This window comes from Paenibacillus intestini, assembly GCF_030803945.1.
GTDB lineage: Bacteria > Bacillota > Bacilli > Paenibacillales > Paenibacillaceae > Paenibacillus > Paenibacillus polysaccharolyticus.
Map to the genome: position 1 here is coordinate 191,935 of NZ_JAURUN010000004.1, position 22,623 is coordinate 214,557.

The window sequence follows — 22,623 nt, forward strand, 5'->3', positions numbered from 1 at the left end:
CCTGAGTTATATATTCGTGCAATATTACACCGAACTTATAAAGCACATATCCATATTATACATTCCGTTGCATCCGTTCTGGGATAGGATATACCTTTAATTCATATATTCTATACGTTGAATCCCCTTTCAACAAATGATACATTGAACAATATGATTTTGATTCGGAAAGGAATGGCTCAATTGGACAGATCTGCACCTGTGAGAGGCACAACCTCGCTGACCTCTCTGAAACTATATAACTTTTTCATCTATGGAGCCATTTCGATCTTTGCCGGATTCTTGCAGCTCTATCTTCAAGAGATTGGTATGACCAAACTGGAGATCGGGAGCCTGATGGCCATCGGTCCTTTTGTATCTCTGTTTGCCAATCCGTTCTGGGGATTCTGGAGCGATAAATCGCGCAATATTCGCATTGTGCTGATGATGATGATGGGAGGTACCTTTGTGCTTGCACAGGGTGTATTTTACGCGCCCTCATATGCCTGGATCTATGTAGCCATGATTTTCTTTTATTTTTTCCAAAGTCCGTTATTTGCTCAGACCAACAGTCTGATTCTCGGTTATATCGACGGTACAGGTCAGAAGTTCGGGTCATTTCGGCTCTGGGGCTCTCTGGGTTGGGCGCTGACTGCAGTTGCTGCCGGGCCGGTTATTGACCGTTTTGGCGTTAGCAGTGTGTCCATTATTTTTGCATGCATGATTGCAGTAGCGTTTGTATTCTCTGTACTTTTGCCAAGGCAGCCCATTGCTTCTGATACCCCGATTGTGACGTTTCGGCGGTTCGGCAAAGTGATGTTTAATCCGTATTTTATGATCTTTATCGGTCTTGGGGTGCTCGTTTCGGTACCCAATGCCATGAACAGTACATTTATGTCTCTTTATATTGTAGAGATGGGCGGCGACAAACAGATGGTCGGCTGGGCCATCTTCACATCCTCTATTCTCGAAGTGGGTGTGTTCCTGTTGCTGGATCGGTTACTGAAACGCAAGATGAGCATACTACTGGGCTCTCTGATTCTGGTCAGCCTGTTGTTTGCTCTTCGCTGGCAGCTCATGGCGCTGGCTAACAACCCGATGGAGGTTGTCTTTATTCAACTCATGCACTCGGTCACCTTTGGCGGTTATTTCTATGTGGGCACACAACTGACGATGCTGTTTATTCCACGGCCTTACCGCTCCTCAGGGCAAGCGGTGTATACGATGGCTTGGGGTGGTCTCTCCGGCGTCATTGCCGGGCTGTTTGGCGGTTGGCTATTCCAGAGCTTCGGTGCAGAGGTAATGTACAACATCGGTGTCTTCTTTTCACTCATCGGCGCTGCTGGCTTTGCCATCATGTGGCTGTGGAACCGTCGTAATGGGTACCAGCCAACGGTGCTGACCGAGATGGGCAATATGGATGAAGACAAGTAAGTGGGGATGTGGCTGACCACCCTCGCATGAAGCAGAGCACTGCGTGCTGGGAAATTCGCAGTACGAGCTAGATGAGTTCAGTAGATGAAGTAATTGAATGAGGTAAGTAAATGAGGTAAGTAGATGGAGGATGTAGTTGAGGAATAGCTGAGAAGTCATTGAACAAATGAAGCTTCAGTTTTTGCGTAATGATTCCTGCAGACAATGGAACAGTCCTGTGAAAAATTAGTGGTAACTCTCGCGGCTAACCGCTAACGATCACCACGAAGCTTATCTGTGCAATTTTTAGTCATTTCATATTCTAACGATCACCAGAAGCCTTATTTCCATTCAAACCGGGGAAAACAGGGTGAAAAGACTACATTTTCAGGAAATAAGCTCCGTACGGATCGTTAGAATTCAGAAGTGCCGAATAGTAGGGAAATAGCGTTCCCTGTGATCGTTAGAGTAATTTGCATAATATAAGGAAGACATCCCCTCTATATCGAAAAACACAAAAAGGGCGTCCCGTCATCTTAAGGATGAAGGAGCGCCCCTTTTTAATGCATATGCAGCTTACTAATCTCGAAACTTCGTGCTCTAACCAAACCCTTCAAGCGTTCGACGGGTGAATTAATGTCGTGGCTGACGTTGGTTTAGCAACCACCCCTGTCCCATGCCCACGCTACTATTACACGTCTATCTCATGCTCTTGTCTGTCTATCCCACTCACTTGTTTGTCTATCTCACGCTCTTGTACGTCTACCTCATCCCATATCCTCTTGTATCTACTTTATACCTTATGCCTTCGGCAATTGGAATGAGCTTTTCAGCGATACAACCCGGTTGAATACGGGACGGCCTGGCTCGGAGTGCTTTGGATCAACACTGAAGTAACCGTGACGGAAAAATTGGAACTTGTCCTGTGATTTCGCTTCTTTCATCTCTTGCTCCACGAAGCCGTGAACGATCTCCAGAGAGTTCGGGTTCAGCTGATCCAGGAACGTTTTTTCCGGTTGCTCGGCAGTCTCTGCTCCAGCTCCAGTCACATCGGCCTCAATCTCAGCCCCTGCTACAGCAGCAACCACTTCGGCCTCTGCTTCCGCTTCCGGCGCTTCCGCCGAAATCAACGGCTCGTACAAACGGAATTCTGCGGGTACCGCTTGAGTTGCCTCTACCCAGTGAATCGTGCCTTTGACTTTGCGGCCTGTAAAGCCGCTGCCGCTCTTCGTTTCTACATCATATGTGCAATGAATCTCAACAACATTACCATCCGCATCCTTGATCACGTCATTACATTTAATGAAGTAGGCATGTTTCAAACGAACTTCATTGCCAGGGAACAAACGGAAGTATTTGTTCGGTGGATTTTCCATAAAATCGTCTTGCTCGATATAAATCTCACGGGAAAACGGAATTTGGCGGTTGCCCATCTCCGGATTTTCCACGTTATTCTCGGCTTCCAACCACTCCACTTGTCCCTCAGGATAGTTGGTGATAACCACTTTGAGCGGGTGCAGGACAGCCATGGTGCGCGGAGCTTTCAGTTTCAGATCCTCACGAACAAAGTGCTCCAGCGTTTGCAGATCGATCACGCCTTGGCTTTTGGAAATGCCTGTTTCGAATACAAAATCACGAATCGCTTCCGGTGTGTACCCCCGGCGACGCAAACCCGAGATCGTTGGCATACGCGGATCATCCCAGCCATCGACATGGCCTTCATCCACAAGCAACTTCAGCTTACGTTTGCTCGTTACCATCTGTGACAGGTTCAGGCGGCCAAACTCGTATTGACGCGGCTGACTTTGCATCTCACACTCTGCAACAACCCAATCATAGAATGGACGTTGATCTTCAAACTCCAGAGAACACAAAGAGTGTGTTACACCTTCAATGGCATCTTCCAGCGGGTGTGCGAATGCATACATCGGGTAGATGCACCATTTGTCGCCCGTATTATGGTGATGTGCATGAGAGATACGGTAGATGACCGGATCACGCAGGTTGATGTTAGGCGAAGCCATATCAATCTTGGCACGCAGTACCTTTTCTCCGTTCTTGAATTCGCCTGCACGCATACGTGTGAACAGGTCGAGGTTCTCTTCCACCGAACGGTCGCGGTACGGGCTGTTTTTGCCCGGCTCGGTCAGCGTTCCGCGCATTTGACGGATTTCGTCGGCGCTTTGGTCGTCGACATAGGCTTTACCTTTTTGAATAAGCAAGACCGCACGGTTGTACATCTCATCGAAATAATCCGAGGCAAAACGTTTCTCGTTCCACTCGTATCCGAGCCATTTCACGTCTTCCTGGATGGAGTTCACGTACTCCACGTCTTCCTTCACCGGGTTCGTGTCATCAAAGCGCAGGTTTGTCTTGCCGCCGAACTCGCCGCCCAGCGTAAAGTTGATCCAGATCGCCTTCGCGTGACCAATATGCAGATAACCGTTCGGTTCCGGTGGAAAACGGGTAATAACTTCCTGGACTTTGCCCGACCGGAGGTCCTCGGTAATGATATTTTTAATAAAGTTAGGTGGGGTTGTGAATCGGTTGTCCACAGTTATCAAACCTTTCATGAATGGATTGGAGCTTGCAAAAAGTACAATAGTACAGCAATTCCGGGTAAAATTCCTTAATGACGAAACCATTTCCTGAAAATATCTTCTTTCATGGAAAGTTTCGTACGCGTTTCATTTAAATATACCTTTAACGGGGAAGGAGTTCAATAAATAACAACATGAAAATCGGGATCAAACGCACACGCTACCCGATTCAAGTTAGGCCCAATACCATTTTGACGAGTTCGCACGAATCATGTAGCATATGAGTAAAACTAAATTTAAGGGAGGGTTTCCCAAGTGAACGCGCTAAAACTGACCAAAGAACAGCAGGATGAAGCCATTCGCACGATCCAGTCGTATTTTGAAGAGGAACGCGGCGAAGAATTGGGCGATCTGGCAGCATGGGGCGTCCTCGACCTGTTTATGACACAGCTTGCTCCCTACATATATAATCAGGCACTCAGTGACGCACGCACGACGGTAAACCAGCGCATGGCCTCCATGGAAGAAGATCTGTTTGCTCTGGAGCGCAAATTGCCCCGGCCTCCCCGCTAATCTACCTATTATATAAAGAAAGAAGGTTGCAATCATGTTTACCTATTCATTGGATGAATATACAGAGCTTCGCCCGCTTTTGATGGAGCACACCAAACCGCTGTTCGAACTGACGGACCGTTCCCGGGATCAACTGAGACATTGGCTGCCTTGGGTAGATCAGGTGACCGACATGGAACATACATCGAGCTTTATTACGAACGCGTTAAAACAAGCTGCGGAGAACGGCGGCTTCACAGCCGGCATCTGGTTAAAAGGAGAACTTGCAGGTATCATCGGTTTCCACGAGATTAACTGGACAAGCCGTTCCGTAAGCATCGGATACTGGCTTGGTAAAGGTTTCGAAGGACAAGGCCTAATGACCAGTGCCTGCCGTGTCTTAGTGGATTACGCCCTCGTGACACTGGATCTGAATCGGGTCGAAATTCGCTGTGCCACCAACAACAAACGTAGCCGTGCTATTCCGGAACGACTTGGCTTCGTGCTTGAGGGTGTCATTCGCCAGGCGGAAAAGCTGCCTAAGGGATACGTAAATCATGCAGTATACGGCATGTTACAGCATGAATGGGAACTTTTGCGATAAAACAGCCTTACATAATGGACATGAAACGGACGGATATAACATTTTCATAAACAAAACTACATCACAACTAACTGAATTATCTACGTAAATCAAAATACACTTCATTACACTGAAATACCTTATCATCATACATCACCCTAATCCGCTTGCCCTTCGTCTGTGACGGCACATGTCCCATAGATGAGGGGTATTTGTGGTTAGGACACCATTTTTTACTTCCCCTTAAGGTTGAACTCATCTCTGCTTCATGCTCGGTGCCTAAGATAGCGTTGTGGCTGTATAACCACAAACTCTATTCAAGGAAGAAGGATGATCACGGATGAAGAAAACCACAACATCAAAGGCAGTCAAAGTAACCAGCGCTTTAGCTTTAACACTTGCACTTGGCGGGGGCTTGGTGGCAACAACTGCGGTTCATGCAGACCCTGCAGCGAAAGCATCCGATGCACTCCAAAACAAACGCACTGCCCCGATGGGGTCCCATATATTGAAACCACCTGGCGAAGCGGAACGAGGACTTGGACCTTGGTTCGGGCCTCATGCTGAAGAAGTTCTCTCTGTGCTCGGCATCACCAAAGATGAGTTGAAAGAAGCTCTTAAAGCAGACCAGTCCCTTGCTGAAATTGCTGCCTCAAAAAAGGTTGAGACACAGACGCTCATTGATAAACTGGTAGCCACGGAGAAAAAGGAACTGCAACTACAGCTTACCGACTCCAAGATTACACAAACCCAATATAATGAACGTTTGGCCGCTCTTACGGAGCGCGTGAGTGAACTGGTAAACGAAAAACCATCCGCATTACGCGCGAAAAAACCAGAACATTCTGTGCCTGGAATGGGTTTGCCTGGACGGGGGTTTGGCCCTGAAGTCGATCGCAACCTGGACAAGCTCGCGTCTTTACTCGGAGTGACCACCAATGAATTAACTTCATCACTCAAAAAAGGGGATACCCTCGCAGCCATTGCCTCTGCCCAGAAGGTAAACGTGCAAACCCTTATTCAGCAGCTTGCAACCGATAGAACGGCCGATCTGCAGCAAGAGTTGAAAGACGGGAAAATTACACAGGCTCAGTATGATGAACGGGTTGCCGATCTAACCCAGCGCATCACAGACCTTGTTAATGGCAAACGCCCATCCGTTCGGCCCGAGCATCACCATGGCTCTCGTTTGAAAGACGAGTCTGGCACCCCAGTTAAACCTTTGCCAGAGAACGACAAAACAGACAAAGCAGGCACGACAGATCAGGCAGGTACGAGCACTTCTGATCTTAGTAAAGATCCTGCATAACCAACCGTTAGCAAGCAAATCGTACGTGGAATCTCACCTGTCTCTGCATCCTGCAGGATGATTCCCATGCCAAGCCCCTCCTTCCCACGCTGTCAGCAGCGGTGAAGGAGGGGCTTTAATGTTTATCAGGTACATCGTCCTTTAGAGCGCGCGCACCATGCCACCATCCACAATTAATGATGTTCCGGTAATGTAGGAGTTGGCACCAGACAACAGAAATACGACAGCTTTGGCGAATTCCTCCGGCTGTCCATAACGCCCCAGCGGAATCTCTTTGCGGAACTGCTCGGCAATCTCGTCTTCACTGACTCCATTCTGTTCTGCCCTCGCCGTATCCAACTCACGAATCCGATCTGTTGCGATGCGTCCAGGGGCTACGGTATTAATCAGTATGCCGTAAGGTGCAAGCTCCTGAGAGAGCGTCTTGGCAAGACCAAACACACCCGTCCGGAACGTATTGGATAGAATCAGACCCGGAATGGGTTGCTTCACCGATGTGGAGGCAATGTTGACAATATGTCCTCCGTTTGCCTTCATATATGGAAGCACACCCCGAATCAGCCGGACATAACTAAGCATGTTTAGCTCAAATGCACGCTCCCAGTCCTCGTCGGTCAGTGACTCGAACGTACCGGAAGGCGGGCCACCAGAATTGTTAACCAGAATGTCGATCTGGCCAAATTGTTCTGCTGTAGCCTGAATAAGTGCCGCGATGTCCTCCTTGCGTGTTACATCCGTTGCGACATATTCGACACATCCTCCGCCGCCAAGTGCAAGCAACTCTTCTTTGACGATAGCGAGCTTGTCCCCGCTTCGGCTGGCCAACATCACATCCGCACCTTCCAGTGCCAGCTGTGCCGCAACCGCTTTGCCCAGGCCTCGACTGGAGGCCAGCACGAGTGCTTTTTTACCGCGAAGTCCCATATCCATTGTGTATTCCTCCCTAAGCAAAGTTTGTTCCCCTACACATCCGTCTAACCGTTTAGGCATCAATAAAATAAGCCATTAAAATGTCGTCTACATCCCTGCCACCGATTCGGAACTCAGATACAAGCCTGCCTTCGGTTATAAACCCACATTGCTCATAGAAGGCAACCGCTCCCGGGTTGCTGGATAATACACGCAGTCTCAGCTTACGAATGCCCTGCTCCAGCGCGTGTTGCTTCATCGCTTTCATTAGAGCTGTTGCCACACCAGAGCGGCGAAAATCCGGATGAACAGCAATATGGATTTCATAGACATGCCGATTCACTGGCATCCCCGTAGGGGGATGGAAGCCCACGTATCCGCATACCTGATCCTCTTGTACCGCAATGAGCTGACTGCCAGGAGGACAATATTGCAAATACTGCTGTCTGGATCTCCATTGCATCGGTGCAGGCGAGGTGGATGCATTCCAGACCAGCATATCCAGCTCCATTAGCTGGTTTGCATCCTTCATCTCGGAAGCACGGATTTGATACGTATGACTGGTGAACATGCTGATTCAACCTTTCGATATCTTCATTCAATTTTTTGATTCGCTTCATTTAAATATCTTTTTCCCTAGCTTGATTACGCTATCTTTATCATGTTCTTTATTCTGTTATCTATTGTAGCATAGCCGCCGGGAGGACTAAAATTCCACCTTCGTTTGACCAAATCATGAAAGATTAGAGCACACTACAACTTGCCTGCTAGCATAGCCGATGCCCTCTAATTTCTGGACCCAGCAGAAAAAAGCAGATAACCATGGACTTCGACAAATCAATTTACCTTGCCGTAACGTCATACTTTATACTGATTCCATGGTAATACTTATAGATACGGTTCAATAAGGTAAGGAGGTACATCCGGTTGAATATCAAAGAAGCCGCTTCCCGGCTGGGGATTTCCGCAAGAGCCATTCGTTTTTATGAGGAAAAAGGGTTAATTCAGCCTGCCAAGCAGGTCAGCAACGGATACCGCACTTATACGGAAAATGACATTTGGCGTTTGCAGACAATAGCAGCGCTACGCGAAATTGGCATGTCTTTGCAGGATATTACTCACGCGCTCGCCGAGATAGATCAAGGTAACCAGCAGGGGTTAGAGGAATATCTGGAGTTGCAGCAAGCGGTGATGTACGCCCAGTGGGTGGAGTTAAAACGTATGATGGATACAACCCAGCGGATGATCGACCTGAACCGTCAGGACGGGGCGCTGGATGTCAGCCACCTGCATGATCTGGCTGGCAGTGCACGCAGACTGCGGGAAGCAAGGCAGAACTGGCATGACCGCTGGAATTATGATAAACAAGCGGCCATCCATGATCAGCGGGTTCAAACTATGACAGATACAGAGGATTACACTCCACAAGCAGATTCAACCCTATCCACGACTGCGTCCTTAGGCCACGTACAAACAACAGCAGACAAGCCATTTAACCTATACCGTAATTACGACGAAGCATTAGAACAGACCTTGCAGTCTATTGCTCCTCAGCCTGGAGAAACTGGCTTGGACATTGGCACTGGGACAGGCAATCTGGCTGGCAGAATGCTGCGTCAGGGTGCTGTCATGACCGGGATCGATCAATCACGGGAAATGCTGCGAACATGCCGCCTCAAGTATCCTCAGATGCAGGTGAAGCTTGGTAATTTTCTGGCCTTGCCTTTTGCCGATCAATCCTTCGACTTTGTTGTATCCAGCTTCGCCTTCCATCATCTGGGTCCGGATCAGCAACAGCTCGCTTTGGAAGAAATCCAGCGTGTGCTCAAAACCAGCGGCACGAGCAGAATCTGTCTCACCGACCTGATGTTTAGGGATTCCGCCCATCGTGACGCTTACCTACGACATGCCAAGGTCACAGGCGACAAGGAACAACAACGCGCTTTGCACGAGCGCCATTTCCCATTGCTGGACGAATTACACTGCCGTCTGACTCACCTGGGCTACGAGACCAAACATGTCCGTCATAATGAATTATTGCATACCGTACTTGCGGTTCCGCTATAATAGCAGGTATCTGACAACAACCTCCAGCGAAACACGAATGATATAGGAAAGAGCCAACTCTCCGAAAGGAGGTTGGCTCTTATTGCTGGTCTCGCTAGAGAGGACAGCAATGACTAGTTTACATATAAATATCAACAATCGTACGCTCAGCCGTGCCGCTTACTTCTTTGAACGCATCCAGCGAGATGCATACCCCGCCTTCACGATAACGGTTCACTGTACGCTCACCAGCCACGTCTTTGCCATTCACCGTTACACGGCTGACAGCTTTCTCATTCAGGTGGTAGATAAACGTCACCGGCGTGCCTGCATATTCGAATTCGAATTGCATGCCATCCAGCTCAGCTGGCAGTACCGGGTCAATGACCAGATTACCGCCTTCCTGACGAATACCGAGTGCATTCGAGATCAACTGGTTCATGTAGATTCCAGGGCCGCTGGAGTAGATTCTCCATCCGCCTTTCACTTCTACCGTCCCTTTGCGAAGCTGGTCAAAATGTTCCTGTGCCTCGTAACGGGTGTTGAACTTGCCATCCGAACTACTGAAGTACGCGTTCGCTTGGCGAATCTCTGCATTAGGCACAACCTCACGGATCCCCACCGGATTGATCATCGCCAGACCGTTCCACACTTGATCCGTTTTACCCAGCTTCGCCATCGCTTCCACGTAACGGATGTGGGCATGCACATATTGCAAACCGATCTCACGTCCGAAGTTGGATGCTTGCTCTGCACGTTTGAAGTGTGTGCTCACACCGCCAGCATATTGCGCAGGACGGTTCATCAGACGTACGCCATCCGGGCAGAGGAACTGTTCACGAATGAGTGCATAGTGTGACTCAGCCTGTTCTGCGTTCAGCAGTTCGCCGATCATGCTGCGTGTCATTGGCAACAGACGATATTGGATACCAGTCTCGGTGTCTGTCGGGTGCAGCATCAGCTTCGCCCGATCTGCCTCTTCCATGTACACAAAGCCTGGAATTACATCTGTGCCCAGCATGTAACGGTTGAAATCCTCGCGGATGCCCTGTGCCAGTTCGGCAAGCTCTTGCGCAAAAGCTTCGTCTTTGGACTTCAACGCCTGTGATAACACGTTCACGGACTGATACGTCAAGGCAACCGTCCAGCTACTCACCATGTATTGCTTGAGTTGTGCATTAGCTGGTTGCAGGGTATCATCCCAGTCTCCATCTCCATAGGAGGACAGGAACGTATCGTGCAGGAAGTGTGCACGGATATACTCGATCTCTTTTTTCGCGTGATCCAGTACGGTTGCTGTCTCTTCTGTGAATCCAAAGCTGTGTTTAACTGTATAAGGCACTTTCTCATCCAGAATGGCATAATCGCGTGTCGCAGTAAGGTAATCTGCCAGCACTTTCAGCGGCCATACGATGATATCGCCATGGCTCTCTTCTTGTTGAATCGCAAAGTATTTATCAAACATAAACCATTGCGGCCAGTTACCATCATCTTTGTATTGGTGTGTGTACACCATTTTGATGATATCGCGAACCTGCTCATATTTTTGAGTGGCCATGAAATACTCTACCGGACCTTGGCACACATCACGCGTACCCCATGCCGCACCACCGTATTGCTCCAGACCATGAGGTACTGAGTAGTGAACCAGCATATTATGCGTGTACCACCAAGCAAGGGCATTAACTTTGAACAGATCTTCCGCATTCTGGCTCTCCCCGCGGGACAAGCGGAAACCATTCATGACACCTGCAAAGAACTCACGGTATGCCTGCACTTCTTCTTCAAAAGAAAGAGTAGAAGTTGCTGTGTCAGCACCAGCAGTCACCTGACTTTCCAGCATGCCCTGAACCTTCAGCGTCCATTCCGCAGTCTCTTCTAAGCTTAACGTTACAAGTGAAGCAGCACCACTACGAACACCGCTGGCGAGCAGTGTTTCGTCCCCGGCTTGTACAGAGGCACCTTCAACCGTCATGCGGTACTCCAGCTCAGGATACGTTCCTGCACTCAGGGACTTCGAATCCGCTTTGAAAATCAATGTGTTACCATCCTGCGTCATGTGCAGTGGATATTCGTACTCATTCACGTTCATCGTAATCTGGTTCGTCACCAGGTAACGATAAGCTTTGCCACTTGTAGAGCGCACATTCATGCGTACTTCTGTAGCATGCGTCGTGGTGTAATTCGTTACGATGAGTGTATCGGACTCCATTTTGTATATCCAGCGAGCATAGTTAAACCCAATCTCGAACAAAGACGGCATCGTCAGCAGACGATATTGCCCATCGATCTCAACATAGATGCGTTGTCCGGCCGTTTTTGGCACGTTCAGAGCATTGCGGGCATTACTGATCATTTTATTAAAATTGGTGTTACCAATGACAAGCTGTGAGTTAAACATTCCGTACATATACGAGGTGGTTGTAATAACCTGTGCACCAAGTTTTACATTACCGCCGCTCATCAGAATATGTCCGTGTGGACGCTCCACCAGCAGTTCTTTGGCTTTCAATACAATATGCTCGTAAGATTCGGTAAAGAAGGATAACAGTTGATCCCCGCTACGTTCTTCCTGATGACGGTCAGGGTACAGCTGGTTAATCTCTTCCTGCGTCAGATCCAGTGCCGCCAGTGGCTCACCCAGAGACGAGGAAAGTTTCACCTGTTCAAATACTTCACCTTGTTCTGCGTTCAAAGCCTGTACTTCGTTCCATGCTGCTGCAACTTCATCTCCATACTCCAGTGCGGTAATACCCGATGCATGGTTAGGCTTCGCCAGTCCGTAGAAAACAACCTGTGCCTCACCGTTCAGTTCCAACAACTCAGATTGCAGTGCAGTATAAGCAAACTCATATTGGTAAGTTTCGTTTACCAGAGACGGACGACTCAGGCTTTCAGGTTGATTGGTTTCTTTGTAAGACAGTCCGAAGAACTGGAATCCATCCGTCGAGTAGCCCACTGCTTTGGTGAGGGAGCCTTGTTGCATATAAGGGAAAACTCCGCCCTGAGGCTGGTTCTGACGTGAACATACCACATAACCTTTTGCATCATCTTCAAATACCGTATGGTCGATATATTGAGACAAATAGGCTTCATTACTACGTACTGCGCCCGGATCAGCAAGTCCCACATCTTGTCCATACACCACATCAACACGCTGCTGTTGTCCTGTAATTTTCACATCCCAGAACCAGATTCCTTGCGGGGCAAGCGTAAATACAACTTTATACTGGATCGCCTGTCCTGCAGGGTTCGGTTGCACACTGCCTGTCCAGATCAGCTGACGGTCTGCATGTAATTTGCTCGTAGATACTTGGCTACCGGAATGCACGCCGAGGAGAGGGAACGATTGGATCTCCCCATTTTCTCCGTATACACGCAGGTATAGATTATTCAAAGACCCATCAATCGGGTTGCTAAGTAGTTGATTCAGCATGGTTGAGCCGGAAGTGGCTTGATACAAATCTCCACTGTTCAAAAAAGTAAATGTGACTTCTCCGGCTGCCAGACGAATCGTTTCATTCATAGTTGTTGCCATCTCTCTATCACTCCTTAAATTAGTTTACGACTTAAAATCGAAACGTTTCGATATTTTTGAAAAAGAATAGGGCTCCCTTTGAACCGGTCGTTCCCGACCCGTTCCAACGATAACCCTCATGCTGTAATACAAGTAACACATTGTGTTCACTTACAGATCACACTTCTCGTCGTTATGTATCCATCTTAGCCAAGTCTTGCTGTGATGAATACTTGCTCCGCCTTTTGCATCTACTGCCCCAGTTGCCACCAATATTACATACCATGATGCAAACTCGGTAACCTTATTTCCTACTCTCGACCTTAAGGAGACCCCACGGACCCGCGCTCTACCAGATCAATCGTTAATGTATAGGATGGATTAACACTCTCTCCATTCAACATCTGGAACAGCAGATGCCCGGCCAGTGATCCCGCCTCATGCTTCGGCTGACGAATCGTGGTCAGCGGTGGTTGAATATATTCAGACAGCTGGATATCATCGAATCCAATAACGGAAACATCTCCCGGCACCGAAATACCGCTCTCTTCAAATGCCTTCAGTCCACCTATAGCCATCTCATCGTTTCCGTAAAACACAGCTGACGGCAGCTCTCCCTGCATAATCATCATCTTGGTCGCGCTGAAACCGCCCTCGCGCACAAAATTGCCGTTTAAACGCCACTTGGATTTTTCGGTAAGTCCTGCTTCCCGCATCGCTCGGAGATACCCCTGGTAACGTAGCGCATTATCATAGGAATTGGACGGTCCGCTAATATAAGCAATATTCTCATGCCCCGCTCTAATTAGACGGCGAGTCGCCAGATATCCTCCCTGCTCTCCATCCACAAGTACACTAACAAGATGATCGCCAGATAGCTGTCGATCCATGACAATAATGGGGAATCGCGACCCGGCAGACTGAACCAGGATATCATCATCGATGTTATGAGCCAGAACAACGGCTCCGTCCACTCTTTTTTCACGCAAAAAACGTACGGCCGTTGAATCCCCTCCACCCATCGAGCTGCACGCAATCAGGTCATACCCGTTCGCCAGCGCCACATCCTGCACACTACGAATCAACTCGGAGTAATAAGGTCCCGACAAGTCTGTCAAGATTAGCGCGATGGTATTGGTCCGGCTCCGTTTCAGATCCATGGCAAAGCCGTTTTTACGGTAATTCAGTTCCCGTGCTGCCTCAAGCACTTTGGCTTTGGTCTTGGCACTAACCTTGCTGTCCCCATTCAATGCATAGGAAGCAGTGGAGAGTGCTACACCCGCCAGCTTTGCCACATCCTTGATCGTTGCCATTCCTAGTTCGCCCCTTCTTGCTTCACTCGTCCATGACTATTTCGTCCTGTTCTCTGTTCCATTATAGTTACTATTCATTGTGATGCATATATTTTGAGATGATGTTTCAGGGTACCTCTAAAGTATGTTATGGTTGTACTATTATTATAAATCTTTAGTTGTTTCTAAACCATTTCAATTATGAATCGAAACGTTTCGAGGTATTTCCAAAAAAATAATTCATGCTCAACCTTCTTGTCTCTCTGCTGAAGTACAAACAAAACTGTAGTCATGATTCGTTCCTTCTTAATCAAATTCTTCTTAATCATATAAAAAGAAATATTGAGAAATCTGCTCTACACAACAGATTGAAACGTTTCGACATTTTCATTATAGTCGCTAGTGATAGCGATTTCAACCATTTTATTTGATTTTCACAGAAAAGAAGAACATATTCAATACGTTCATATCTCACTTTGAACCTCACACAGGCTTCAACGCTTATGTTCAGCATCAATGATTGTAAAAAGAAGACTTGCTTTATTGGAAAGCCTATACCTCAAATCGTCCCAAGATCAGCCTTAAAAATCCAACCTAAGATCAAAATAAAGATTATAGATAAATATCCATATAAAGCAAGTCAATCGATCTAACGAATGAGACCTACACGGGATCAGATTACTTTTTTACCGCATGAATAAAATGAATCGTCTCAAAAGCAGACAAGTCATCTGTTCGTTGACTGAAATACCGCTCCTGTACTTCTTCAGGGGATAGATGCTCATAGATGAGAAGACCTGCTTTTTCCAGCAGATGCTCCATGTCTTCATACGTGAAGCAGGATAACATCGGTTCGCCCCCCATCGTAGCCATTTTGACCATGTTTTCGACACGGTTATATTTGCCCTTTTCCTGAAAGAGATGTTCATCTGCATAATCAAACACGATTGAACTTCCAGCTGGAAGAGGTGCAAAAGCGTGATGAATTAAACGACAGAGGTCTTCTTTGGGCAAATAATACGAAACGCCAAGCAGTGTAAACATGGTTCTCACATCTCGGAATAGGCTGCTCCAAGAATCCGTACGAATCATCTCACGGGTGAAGTCCATGGGTACAAAATGAAGATTGCGTGGAATAACCAGCTCTGCCTGCCTCAAACGCTCTTTCTTTAACTGCTGTTCAGATGGGAGATCTACCTCGAATATGTCCAACTCATCCCCCAATTCCGGGTGTCTAAACGCAAACGTGTCCATACCGGCTCCAAGAACAATCATCTGTTTCACGCCCAGCGCAGCTTCCTGCAGCATCACCTGTTCACTATAGGCAGAGCGAGCCAGCGTGATCGGTGACAGCTGGACTTGGGTTATCCATTTTAATATCTGATTTGAATCACCCCTGAACTGATGATCCGCATCCGGGTGAAAGAAATGAATGCCTCGTATCATGTTTTCGCTAATTGTTGCAAACTCTTCTGAAGTGATCAGTTTTCGACTTACAAAATCATTAAAGATAAGTGGTTCATCATGCTCCGTATGGTAGGCTCGGGCAAATGCTGAAATCAGAGACGTTATACTGGACTCCTTCTTCTCGCTCATCACATGTTCCTCCCGTATCAACAAAAATAAGGTCCCCCTGGCCAGGAGAACCTTAGTATATACGGAAAGTTTATATATGTAAATTATAGCATATATAATTTATTTTGTCAATCTCATTTTGAGATAGGATCACCAGAATCTATATTATTTCAGTCGTATCAGTTCATTAGATTCAGTACGTCCATTTTTTCCTTTTTGTTTAGAGTATCCTATGCGTCCATGCCGTATTCACGAGTCTCCCGGTTACGGTTCAGCGCAGCATGTAGTACAAATCCAAGCAGGGCTATTGCAGCCGTCCCGGTTGCCAGCCATGCTACAGGGATTAAGCCCTGTCTATCATACATAACCCCCATCGCATACGGCCCAATTACACGTCCAACCGCTCCAATTCCGCCCGAGACACCGATGTAAAAAGGGGCTGCCCTCCCCGCATGCTCCGATATAAATGCCGGTGTTGCCGGTGAGATTAACATCTCTCCGAAAGTAGCGAGCACCATCGCAAGTACCATGCCCGGATAATTGTACATCGTGATCATAACAATGTAGGCGAGCCCATAAAATACGGCACTTGCTGTCATCTGGGCGCTGGAGGTACGAGCCATCGTACGTTTTATCCAACTGGTGAATGGTTGCCCCACAAAGATCAGCACCCCATTAAGTGTCCAGAGCAGACCGTACATTCTTTTCTCCAATCCTTCTGAAATAATATACGGGGATACGCCTGTATTCCAAATCGAGTTTCCAAATAAAAGGAACAACACGCCCAGACTCATAAACAGATACAGCCGAGTGTTCCCCAGCAGTGTCCAGATGCCCGGACCGTCTGGTACGGTTTTGCGTTTCGTCAGCTGTACTTCTCCCTGCTCCGGCTCCGCCCGGGACAGATAAAACCAGAAAAACACTGCAAATCCTGCTGAGGTCACCCCGTTTAACACAAAGCTCAGATGATATGAAAAGTCAGCGAGAAATCCGCTAAGCGCCGTTCCAATCGCCACACCGATGTTGTTCGCCACATAAATAATGTTAAACAGTTCTCCGCGCCGCTCGGCAAACCGGAAGCCGATAAACGCTTGAATTGCAGGCAACGATAATGAACTGAATAACCCAATCCAACCCATTGCACAGATAAAAACAACCCAGTACGCACTAATCCAAGGCAATGCGAACAATCCTGCCGCGTTTAGTGCAAGCGAACCGATGATTAGTTTTTTCACACCTACACGATGGTATAGAGAGCCACCAAGCAGCTGTCCAAAAATACCACCCAGAGATTGAATCAAAATAACAAAACCTGCATTTGCCATCGTGCGCCCCAGCTCGTCGAATACATACATAGTCGTCAGCGGCCACATGAGAGCACTACCCGTGGCACTCACCATGCTTGCCAGCAAAAACACTTTCACTTCTTTTGGATAGTTATCCAGCCATCTCAACATTTTACCCATACTCCTTACATCTTCTAGCCTGACATACCCTTACCATTGTCCGCACAAAAGGCTCCCGCACACGTGGCACAACTCGCCACGGCGGAAGCCTGTAAGTTAAAGATTTATAATATGAATCTATATTACATCAAAACTATCTGGCTGCAAGCACATTCATTGCCGCTTCACTTCAACAGTGGCCGAGAAAAAGGTAGCACCGTTCCCCATATCCGACAAGCGGCTGGATGTCAACGAGTTGGAGCGCTGTTTTTTGCCCTCGCCGTCCCACCACAGTCCTTGGCTGATGACCGTTCCCGGAAGCATGGCATCCGTCACTTTGGCAGTCAGTTCAATACGTCCGCGTTCATTCCACACCACAACCGCATCGCCATCCCGCACATCGCGGCGAGACGCATCTTCTGGATGAATTTGCAACAGCGGTATCTTCTCCAAACGTTGATGTTTAGCTGAATTACCAAAGCTGGAGTTCAGGAAATTATGGTTTGGCGGCGACACATACATTAGTGGATACGCATCCTCTGGACCAGCAGGATTCTCTCCATCAAAACCTTCAACTAACGCGGCGTATGTCGGTAATGGCGGTAGTCCCTTCTGTTCCATCTGCTCGGAGTATAATTCAATCTTGCCTGATGGCGTAGGCAGATGTTCCAGGAAAGATTCGTGGGCCGACATGTCCAGCTTCACAAACCGCTGTTGCTTCAGACGATCCAGTGTAATCCCGTTCATATACGGGTTCTCCGTGCCCTGAAGTGCATTCTCAATCATTTGCTCCGGCTTCTCACCAAAGATGTCCGCATCATAACCCATGGCTTGGCCAAGTAACGAGAACAGCTCCACATTGCTTTTACTCTCGCCGATTGGCGCGATCACCGGCTCTTGTAGCTGGACATACTGGTGCCAGTAGGACAGGTATAGGTCTGTTGATTCAAAAGATGATGTCGCTGGCAGCACAATATCTGCATATTTTGCCGTATCCGTCATGAACAGGTCATGAACCACCGTAAACAAATCCTCCCTTGCAAAACCTCGCTCCACTCGTTCCGTATCCGGTGCTACCACCAGTGGATTGCTGCAGTAAACTAACATAGCCCGGATCGGCTGCTCCGCTTCCAGCAACGCTTCGCCAATCCGGTTCATGTTTACGACCCGCGGATTGGCATTTTGCCTTAGGTCAGGCCGCTCGAGCGCGTCACCGTTGGTGCTCCCGTAGCTGTTCGTGCGAACTGCACCGCCGCCGCGCTTCAGCCACTGCCCTGTAATCGCAGGCAAGCAGGCGATACTACGCACGTTCATGCCTCCATTGTCATGATGCTGCAAGCCATTGCCAATGTGAATATGAGCGGCCTGCGCTCTTCCGTAGAGCTGTGCCAGCTCCACAATCGTTTCTTCCGGCACGCCTGTAATGCGTGCTACGCGCTCCGGTGTGTAACTACGGACATGCTCGCGTAGCGCTTCGTGTCCCACGGTATATTTTTGCATAAACGTTTCATTCGTCAGTCCTTGCTCAAACAGCACATGCATCATTCCCAGTGCCAGCGCACTGTCCGTACCCGGATAGAGCGGGATGAACCAGTCCGCCCATTGTGCCGTACGATTTCGGTGAACGTCAATGACAACGATTTTGGCACCGTTCTTACGAGCCTTCTCCGCCAGTACAACCTGATGCATATTGGTGCTGACAATGTTCCCACCCCACACCACAATCAGGTCTGCATGCTCTGTATCCTCAGGCAACGTGCCGTGGTTGGCTCCCATCGTATATTTCCAGCCTGTGTTACCGGCAGCATTACATATCGTCTGCTCCAGCACGCTTGCGCCTAGCGCATTGAAGAAACGCCGATCCATGCCATCGACACCAAGCACACCCATGTTACCGTAAAAACTATAAGGGAGAATGCTCTCAGGTCCATACGTTGCAGACAAGTCTTTGAACTTTCCTGTAATTTCCTGAATCGCTTCGTCCCAACTGATACGCTCGAACTTGCCTTCACCTTTGGCGCCGACACGTCGCATCGGATATTGAAGTCGCTCGGGATGATACACCCGCTCCGTCATATTTCGAACTTTATTACAGATCGCACCTTTCGTAATCGGGTGATCCGGATTACCGGTGACCTTCGTAATTTTACCGTTTTCTTTATGTAATAGCAGACCACATGTGTCAGGACAATCGAGCGGGCATACCGCTGGAAATACACCATTCTCCTGTTCAATCATCATTGGGCTCCCCCTCTTTCAATAGCTATCCCTATATCATATCCCGTTCAGTGTTATAACGTAAAGAGAACAGAATAAATCGGCCAAATCTTCAGCATTGCTGGGTAGCATGTTATGAGTGCAAACTGGTCATTCCATTCAAAAATTTTAATTTCGAAAAAAGTTTTCTGCCTATGATTCATTCTCTGAACCCTAGGGTAAATTAAGAACAAGGCATTAGGCTGGTGTTTCCCCACTTCCTCCTCATGCCATATCATGGACCACTCCCGAAATTCGCCATGCTCAGGTTTCGTTCCCCCGAACCTTGTCATGGCGAATTTAATTTTGGGCAAAAAAAAGATGGCCACCTCCCATCTCCCCACGATCAACCCTGTCGTGAAGCGATGAGATGCACCATCTCACTTCGTTATTCCGTATTCTTACAAATATGATGCTACAATGCTCCTAAGTGTCGACTCTCCCATAAATTACGCCTGTTTACTCCACATCGCTCTGCCTTCTGCTTCCACTGAAGAAACCATAGCAGGAACAACCGTCTCCGGCTTGGCCGCTGGCTCTGTTTTACGCAGATATACCATCCAATACGCAGCCGCTACGAACAACGCTCCACCCGTTAAATTACCTAGCCAAACCGGAATAAAATTCATGACGTACTGGCCCCAGGAAAAGTGCCCCTCAAAGATCGCCGCTGGAATCAGAAACATGTTGGCCACAACGTGCTGAAATCCGATAGCCACAAACGCCATCGTTGGAAACCAAATACCCAGAATTTTACCGCTCATCGTATCGGCTGCATAAGACAGCCAGACAGCCAGCGCTACCAGCCAGTTACAGCCTATGCCTGAAATAAAAGCCTGCAGGAAGCTGTCATGCAATTTGTGTCCTGCCATATCGACAACTTTGCTCAGGTATACACCCTCTGCGGTGAGCCCAAGCACATGACCAAAGAAAAAGGCCACAAACAATGCACCGAGCAGATTACCCACGGTCACAAGTAGCAGGTTCTTCAACATGCTGGCTGGAGAGATTTTACGTGTGATTGCAGCGAGCGGTACAGCCATCATATTGCCAGTTAACAGTTCTCCACCACCAATCAAGACCAGAATCAGACCTACCGGGAACACCGCCGCTCCGATAAACGTTGCAATGCTCCCCCACTCCGCTGGTGCAGATGCAATTACGCGAATATCGAGCAGAAACCCAAGCGCAATAAAGGCTCCCGCCAGGAAACCAAGAATCAGCACAGAAGAAACCGGATTCTGTGCTTTCTTAACACCAGCCTGCGCCGTATATTGTGCAACCTCCTGAGGTGTTTTGGTCGCCATATGTCATCCTCTCCTTTGTCTTCTATCCGTTCGCAAATCATTGAATTCATCTATGATTTTATTGTATCTCGACCTTGTCGAAAACTTTGTGCAAATAATCACAAAGTAATCTAAGAAGATGATTCAATTTGCTACTTAGACGACAAAAAAAGAAGACTGACGATATGATCGCCAGCCTTCCTTCTGTCTTTATTTTATGATGTACCCAATTTTAATATCGTTGCTAGCCGCCTACATTCATGACTTACCTCACCGAATTACACCAGCGCTGGCGCTTTAACCTCTACCGGAGGCAGGGCTTGCAGACCTGCTGTGTTCAGGAAGTTCCAAGGTTTGTTGTAGTGCGGTTGGAAGAAGAAGTCGATAAACGCCAGCTCATCCACCGTCATGTTGTTCTGAATACAAACCGAGATCGTATTGATCGACTGCGTCAGATCCACTTGTGACATTACCTGTGCACCGACAATCCGGCGAGTCGCTTGTTCGTAAACCACTTTAAGCAACAGTTTCTCAGCCGTTGGCATGAACTCAGGACGGTAGCTGTCTTCCAGAACAACCGATTCGACAACAAGCCCCTCTTCTTTAGCAGACATCTCGGTCATTCCTGTTCCTGCAATATTTTGCTCATAAATTTTGATGCCCGATGTGCCCTGTGTTCCCATATAAGGTGTCGTTGGACGAACCAGGTTTCTCGCTACGAGTGTACCCATCCGCACGGCGTTTGTTGCTAGTGGAATGTAAGCCGCCTTGCCGGTTGGATTGTAGTGGATCGCACAGCTGTCACCTGCAGCAAAGACGTCTTCCTGACTAGTTTGCATATATTTATCAACGATAATTGCACCGTTTGGCAACATATCCACTTGGCCTTTAAGCAGCTCCGTATTTGGACGGAATCCGATGCAAAGAATGACCAAGTCAGTCTCAAACTCCCCTTTGGATGTGATGACTTTGGTTACTTTGCCGTTCTCGCCCGTAAATTTCTGTACGGTTTGACCGAGAGCCAGTTTAATGCCTTTATTCGTGAGCGTATCTTCAATTCCATCTGTAAATTCAGGATCAAGGTATTTGTTCAAAATACGATCCACGCTGTCGATCAGCGTCACTTCTTTACCGTTCATCTGGAATGCCTCGACCAGTTCAACACCGATGTATCCTGCGCCGACTACAGTAACACGTTTCGCATCTTTGGCTTTTTCGATAATGGTGTTGGAGTGATTGTAGTTTTTGCAAAGCAGGATGTTATCCATCTCGATGCCTTCCAGCTTCGGTACAACTGGCCATGAACCTGTAGTCATGATCAGTTTGTCAAATGCATCTTCAAATTCTTCCCCGGTTTGCAGATTTTTAGCCCGCAAGGTGTGGCCTTTGGCATCCACTGCTGTAACTTCGTGAAGCATCTTGGTCACTACCCCGAGATCTGCCAATTGATTCGGCGAAGAGTAGAACAGGCCGTCAGGGTCTTTGACCACTCCACCTACGTAGAGCGCAATACCACATGACAGGAAAGAGATATTATCATTGCGTTCATATACAGTAATGGTGGCATCCGGGTATAATTTGGCGGTATTTACGATGGCTGCTGTTCCTGCGTGTGTACATCCGATGACTGCGATTTTCATGAGAGTTCCTCCTTGGAGTATATAAAATAATGAGTTTAATAAACATGGTTGTGGTTGTGAAATAATTCACTATTCATTCGGTAGATTGCATGTGATTTATTTCACTTTATACACTCATTATAATGTGATCTTTTTCACATTGCAATAGGTTTTGCAAAAATAAATTCAATTTCCTCATAAAACATGCGACAGTTCTACTTTTGTCTTAAGTTCGCCATAGATTATTATACGTTATAAGTACGGACCCAATCTTATTTTCACTGCTTACATTTTCCCCGAGT

Annotated in this window: 15 protein-coding genes; 5 read left to right on the plus strand and 10 right to left on the minus strand. The window is 47.7% G+C overall.

What is annotated here, in order from left to right; translation table 11 throughout:
* The first annotated feature begins 174 nt into the window (after positions 1–174).
* Positions 175–1,413 carry an MFS transporter gene (locus tag J2T16_RS14145; RefSeq protein ID WP_499018617.1) on the plus strand — a complete coding sequence of 413 codons (1,239 nt, stop codon included), beginning with the start codon at positions 175–177 and terminating at the stop codon, positions 1,411–1,413.
* Positions 1,414–2,192: 779 nt separating this feature from the next.
* On the opposite strand, the gene J2T16_RS14150 is transcribed toward J2T16_RS14145, so the two are convergent.
* Complete coding sequence (locus J2T16_RS14150) at positions 2,193–3,965, minus strand: glutamine--tRNA ligase/YqeY domain fusion protein (protein ID WP_221791680.1); 1,773 nt, start codon at positions 3,963–3,965, stop codon at positions 2,193–2,195.
* Between the two features lie 282 nt (positions 3,966–4,247).
* Here J2T16_RS14150 and J2T16_RS14155 point away from each other — a divergent pair, with 282 nt between their 5' ends.
* The 3 genes from J2T16_RS14155 (at position 4,248) to J2T16_RS14165 (ending at position 6,376) form a co-directional block, all read left to right on the plus strand.
* The gene (locus J2T16_RS14155; protein ID WP_090924184.1) at positions 4,248–4,505 is read left to right on the plus strand and encodes a DUF2164 domain-containing protein; all 258 of its coding nucleotides are present in this window, start codon (positions 4,248–4,250) and stop codon (positions 4,503–4,505) included.
* Between the two features lie 34 nt (positions 4,506–4,539).
* Positions 4,540–5,088 carry a GNAT family N-acetyltransferase gene (locus tag J2T16_RS14160; protein WP_154891995.1) on the plus strand — a complete coding sequence of 183 codons (549 nt, stop codon included), beginning with the start codon at positions 4,540–4,542 and terminating at the stop codon, positions 5,086–5,088.
* Positions 5,089–5,407: 319 nt separating this feature from the next.
* Positions 5,408–6,376 carry a LysM peptidoglycan-binding domain-containing protein gene (locus J2T16_RS14165; RefSeq protein ID WP_154984486.1) on the plus strand — a complete coding sequence of 323 codons (969 nt, stop codon included), beginning with the start codon at positions 5,408–5,410 and terminating at the stop codon, positions 6,374–6,376.
* Between the two features lie 141 nt (positions 6,377–6,517).
* Here J2T16_RS14165 and J2T16_RS14170 read toward each other — a convergent pair whose 3' ends face one another.
* On the minus strand, positions 6,518–7,306 hold the full coding sequence (locus J2T16_RS14170) for an SDR family oxidoreductase (protein WP_154984485.1): 789 nt from the start codon (positions 7,304–7,306) through the stop codon (positions 6,518–6,520).
* A gap of 52 nt (positions 7,307–7,358) precedes the next feature.
* Positions 7,359–7,856 carry a GNAT family N-acetyltransferase gene (locus tag J2T16_RS14175; RefSeq protein WP_090924180.1) on the minus strand — a complete coding sequence of 166 codons (498 nt, stop codon included), beginning with the start codon at positions 7,854–7,856 and terminating at the stop codon, positions 7,359–7,361.
* A 356-nt stretch (positions 7,857–8,212) separates the two neighbouring features.
* Here J2T16_RS14175 and J2T16_RS14180 point away from each other — a divergent pair, with 356 nt between their 5' ends.
* Positions 8,213–9,352, plus strand: coding sequence for a methyltransferase domain-containing protein (locus J2T16_RS14180; protein WP_090924179.1), 1,140 nt, complete (start codon positions 8,213–8,215; stop codon positions 9,350–9,352).
* Between the two features lie 118 nt (positions 9,353–9,470).
* On the opposite strand, the gene J2T16_RS14185 is transcribed toward J2T16_RS14180, so the two are convergent.
* The 7 genes from J2T16_RS14185 to J2T16_RS14215 all read right to left on the minus strand — a co-directional run bounded on the left by J2T16_RS14185 (position 9,471) and on the right by J2T16_RS14215 (position 22,342).
* A complete protein-coding gene (locus J2T16_RS14185; RefSeq protein WP_499018547.1) occupies positions 9,471–12,869 on the minus strand; it encodes a GH36-type glycosyl hydrolase domain-containing protein in 3,399 nt (1,132 codons plus the stop codon).
* Between the two features lie 302 nt (positions 12,870–13,171).
* The gene (locus J2T16_RS14190; RefSeq protein ID WP_090924177.1) at positions 13,172–14,161 is read right to left on the minus strand and encodes a LacI family DNA-binding transcriptional regulator; all 990 of its coding nucleotides are present in this window, start codon (positions 14,159–14,161) and stop codon (positions 13,172–13,174) included.
* Positions 14,162–14,818: 657 nt separating this feature from the next.
* Positions 14,819–15,736 (minus strand): class I SAM-dependent methyltransferase, encoded by a 918-nt coding sequence (locus tag J2T16_RS14195; RefSeq protein WP_499018548.1) that lies wholly within the window; start codon positions 15,734–15,736, stop codon positions 14,819–14,821.
* A gap of 209 nt (positions 15,737–15,945) precedes the next feature.
* Positions 15,946–17,169 carry an MFS transporter gene (locus J2T16_RS14200; RefSeq protein WP_499018618.1) on the minus strand — a complete coding sequence of 408 codons (1,224 nt, stop codon included), beginning with the start codon at positions 17,167–17,169 and terminating at the stop codon, positions 15,946–15,948.
* 165 nt (positions 17,170–17,334) lie between these two features.
* Entirely contained in the window at positions 17,335–19,398 is a 2,064-nt protein-coding gene (locus tag J2T16_RS14205) for a molybdopterin-containing oxidoreductase family protein (protein ID WP_499018619.1), read from the minus strand.
* Positions 19,399–19,865: 467 nt separating this feature from the next.
* The gene (locus J2T16_RS14210) at positions 19,866–20,723 is read right to left on the minus strand and encodes a formate/nitrite transporter family protein (RefSeq protein ID WP_499018549.1); all 858 of its coding nucleotides are present in this window, start codon (positions 20,721–20,723) and stop codon (positions 19,866–19,868) included.
* A 257-nt stretch (positions 20,724–20,980) separates the two neighbouring features.
* Positions 20,981–22,342, minus strand: coding sequence for an FAD-dependent oxidoreductase (locus tag J2T16_RS14215; RefSeq protein ID WP_499018550.1), 1,362 nt, complete (start codon positions 22,340–22,342; stop codon positions 20,981–20,983).
* Between the last annotated feature and the right edge of the window lie 281 nt (positions 22,343–22,623).

What these genes read in the sequence shown, in the direction of transcription:
- J2T16_RS14145 (WP_499018617.1), top strand. Translation starts at nt 175, where the DNA reads ATGGCTCAATTGGACAGATCTGCACCTGTGAGAGGCACAACCTCGCTG.
- J2T16_RS14150 (WP_221791680.1), bottom strand. Translation starts at nt 3,965, where the DNA reads ATGAAAGGTTTGATAACTGTGGACAACCGATTCACAACCCCACCTAAC.
- J2T16_RS14160 (WP_154891995.1), top strand. Translation starts at nt 4,540, where the DNA reads ATGTTTACCTATTCATTGGATGAATATACAGAGCTTCGCCCGCTTTTG.
- J2T16_RS14165 (WP_154984486.1), top strand. Translation starts at nt 5,408, where the DNA reads ATGAAGAAAACCACAACATCAAAGGCAGTCAAAGTAACCAGCGCTTTA.
- J2T16_RS14170 (WP_154984485.1), bottom strand. Translation starts at nt 7,306, where the DNA reads ATGGATATGGGACTTCGCGGTAAAAAAGCACTCGTGCTGGCCTCCAGT.
- J2T16_RS14175 (WP_090924180.1), bottom strand. Translation starts at nt 7,856, where the DNA reads ATGTTCACCAGTCATACGTATCAAATCCGTGCTTCCGAGATGAAGGAT.
- J2T16_RS14185 (WP_499018547.1), bottom strand. Translation starts at nt 12,869, where the DNA reads ATGGCAACAACTATGAATGAAACGATTCGTCTGGCAGCCGGAGAAGTC.
- J2T16_RS14190 (WP_090924177.1), bottom strand. Translation starts at nt 14,161, where the DNA reads ATGGCAACGATCAAGGATGTGGCAAAGCTGGCGGGTGTAGCACTCTCC.
- J2T16_RS14195 (WP_499018548.1), bottom strand. Translation starts at nt 15,736, where the DNA reads ATGAGCGAGAAGAAGGAGTCCAGTATAACGTCTCTGATTTCAGCATTT.
- J2T16_RS14205 (WP_499018619.1), bottom strand. Translation starts at nt 19,398, where the DNA reads ATGATTGAACAGGAGAATGGTGTATTTCCAGCGGTATGCCCGCTCGAT.
- J2T16_RS14210 (WP_499018549.1), bottom strand. Translation starts at nt 20,723, where the DNA reads ATGGCGACCAAAACACCTCAGGAGGTTGCACAATATACGGCGCAGGCT.
- J2T16_RS14215 (WP_499018550.1), bottom strand. Translation starts at nt 22,342, where the DNA reads ATGAAAATCGCAGTCATCGGATGTACACACGCAGGAACAGCAGCCATC.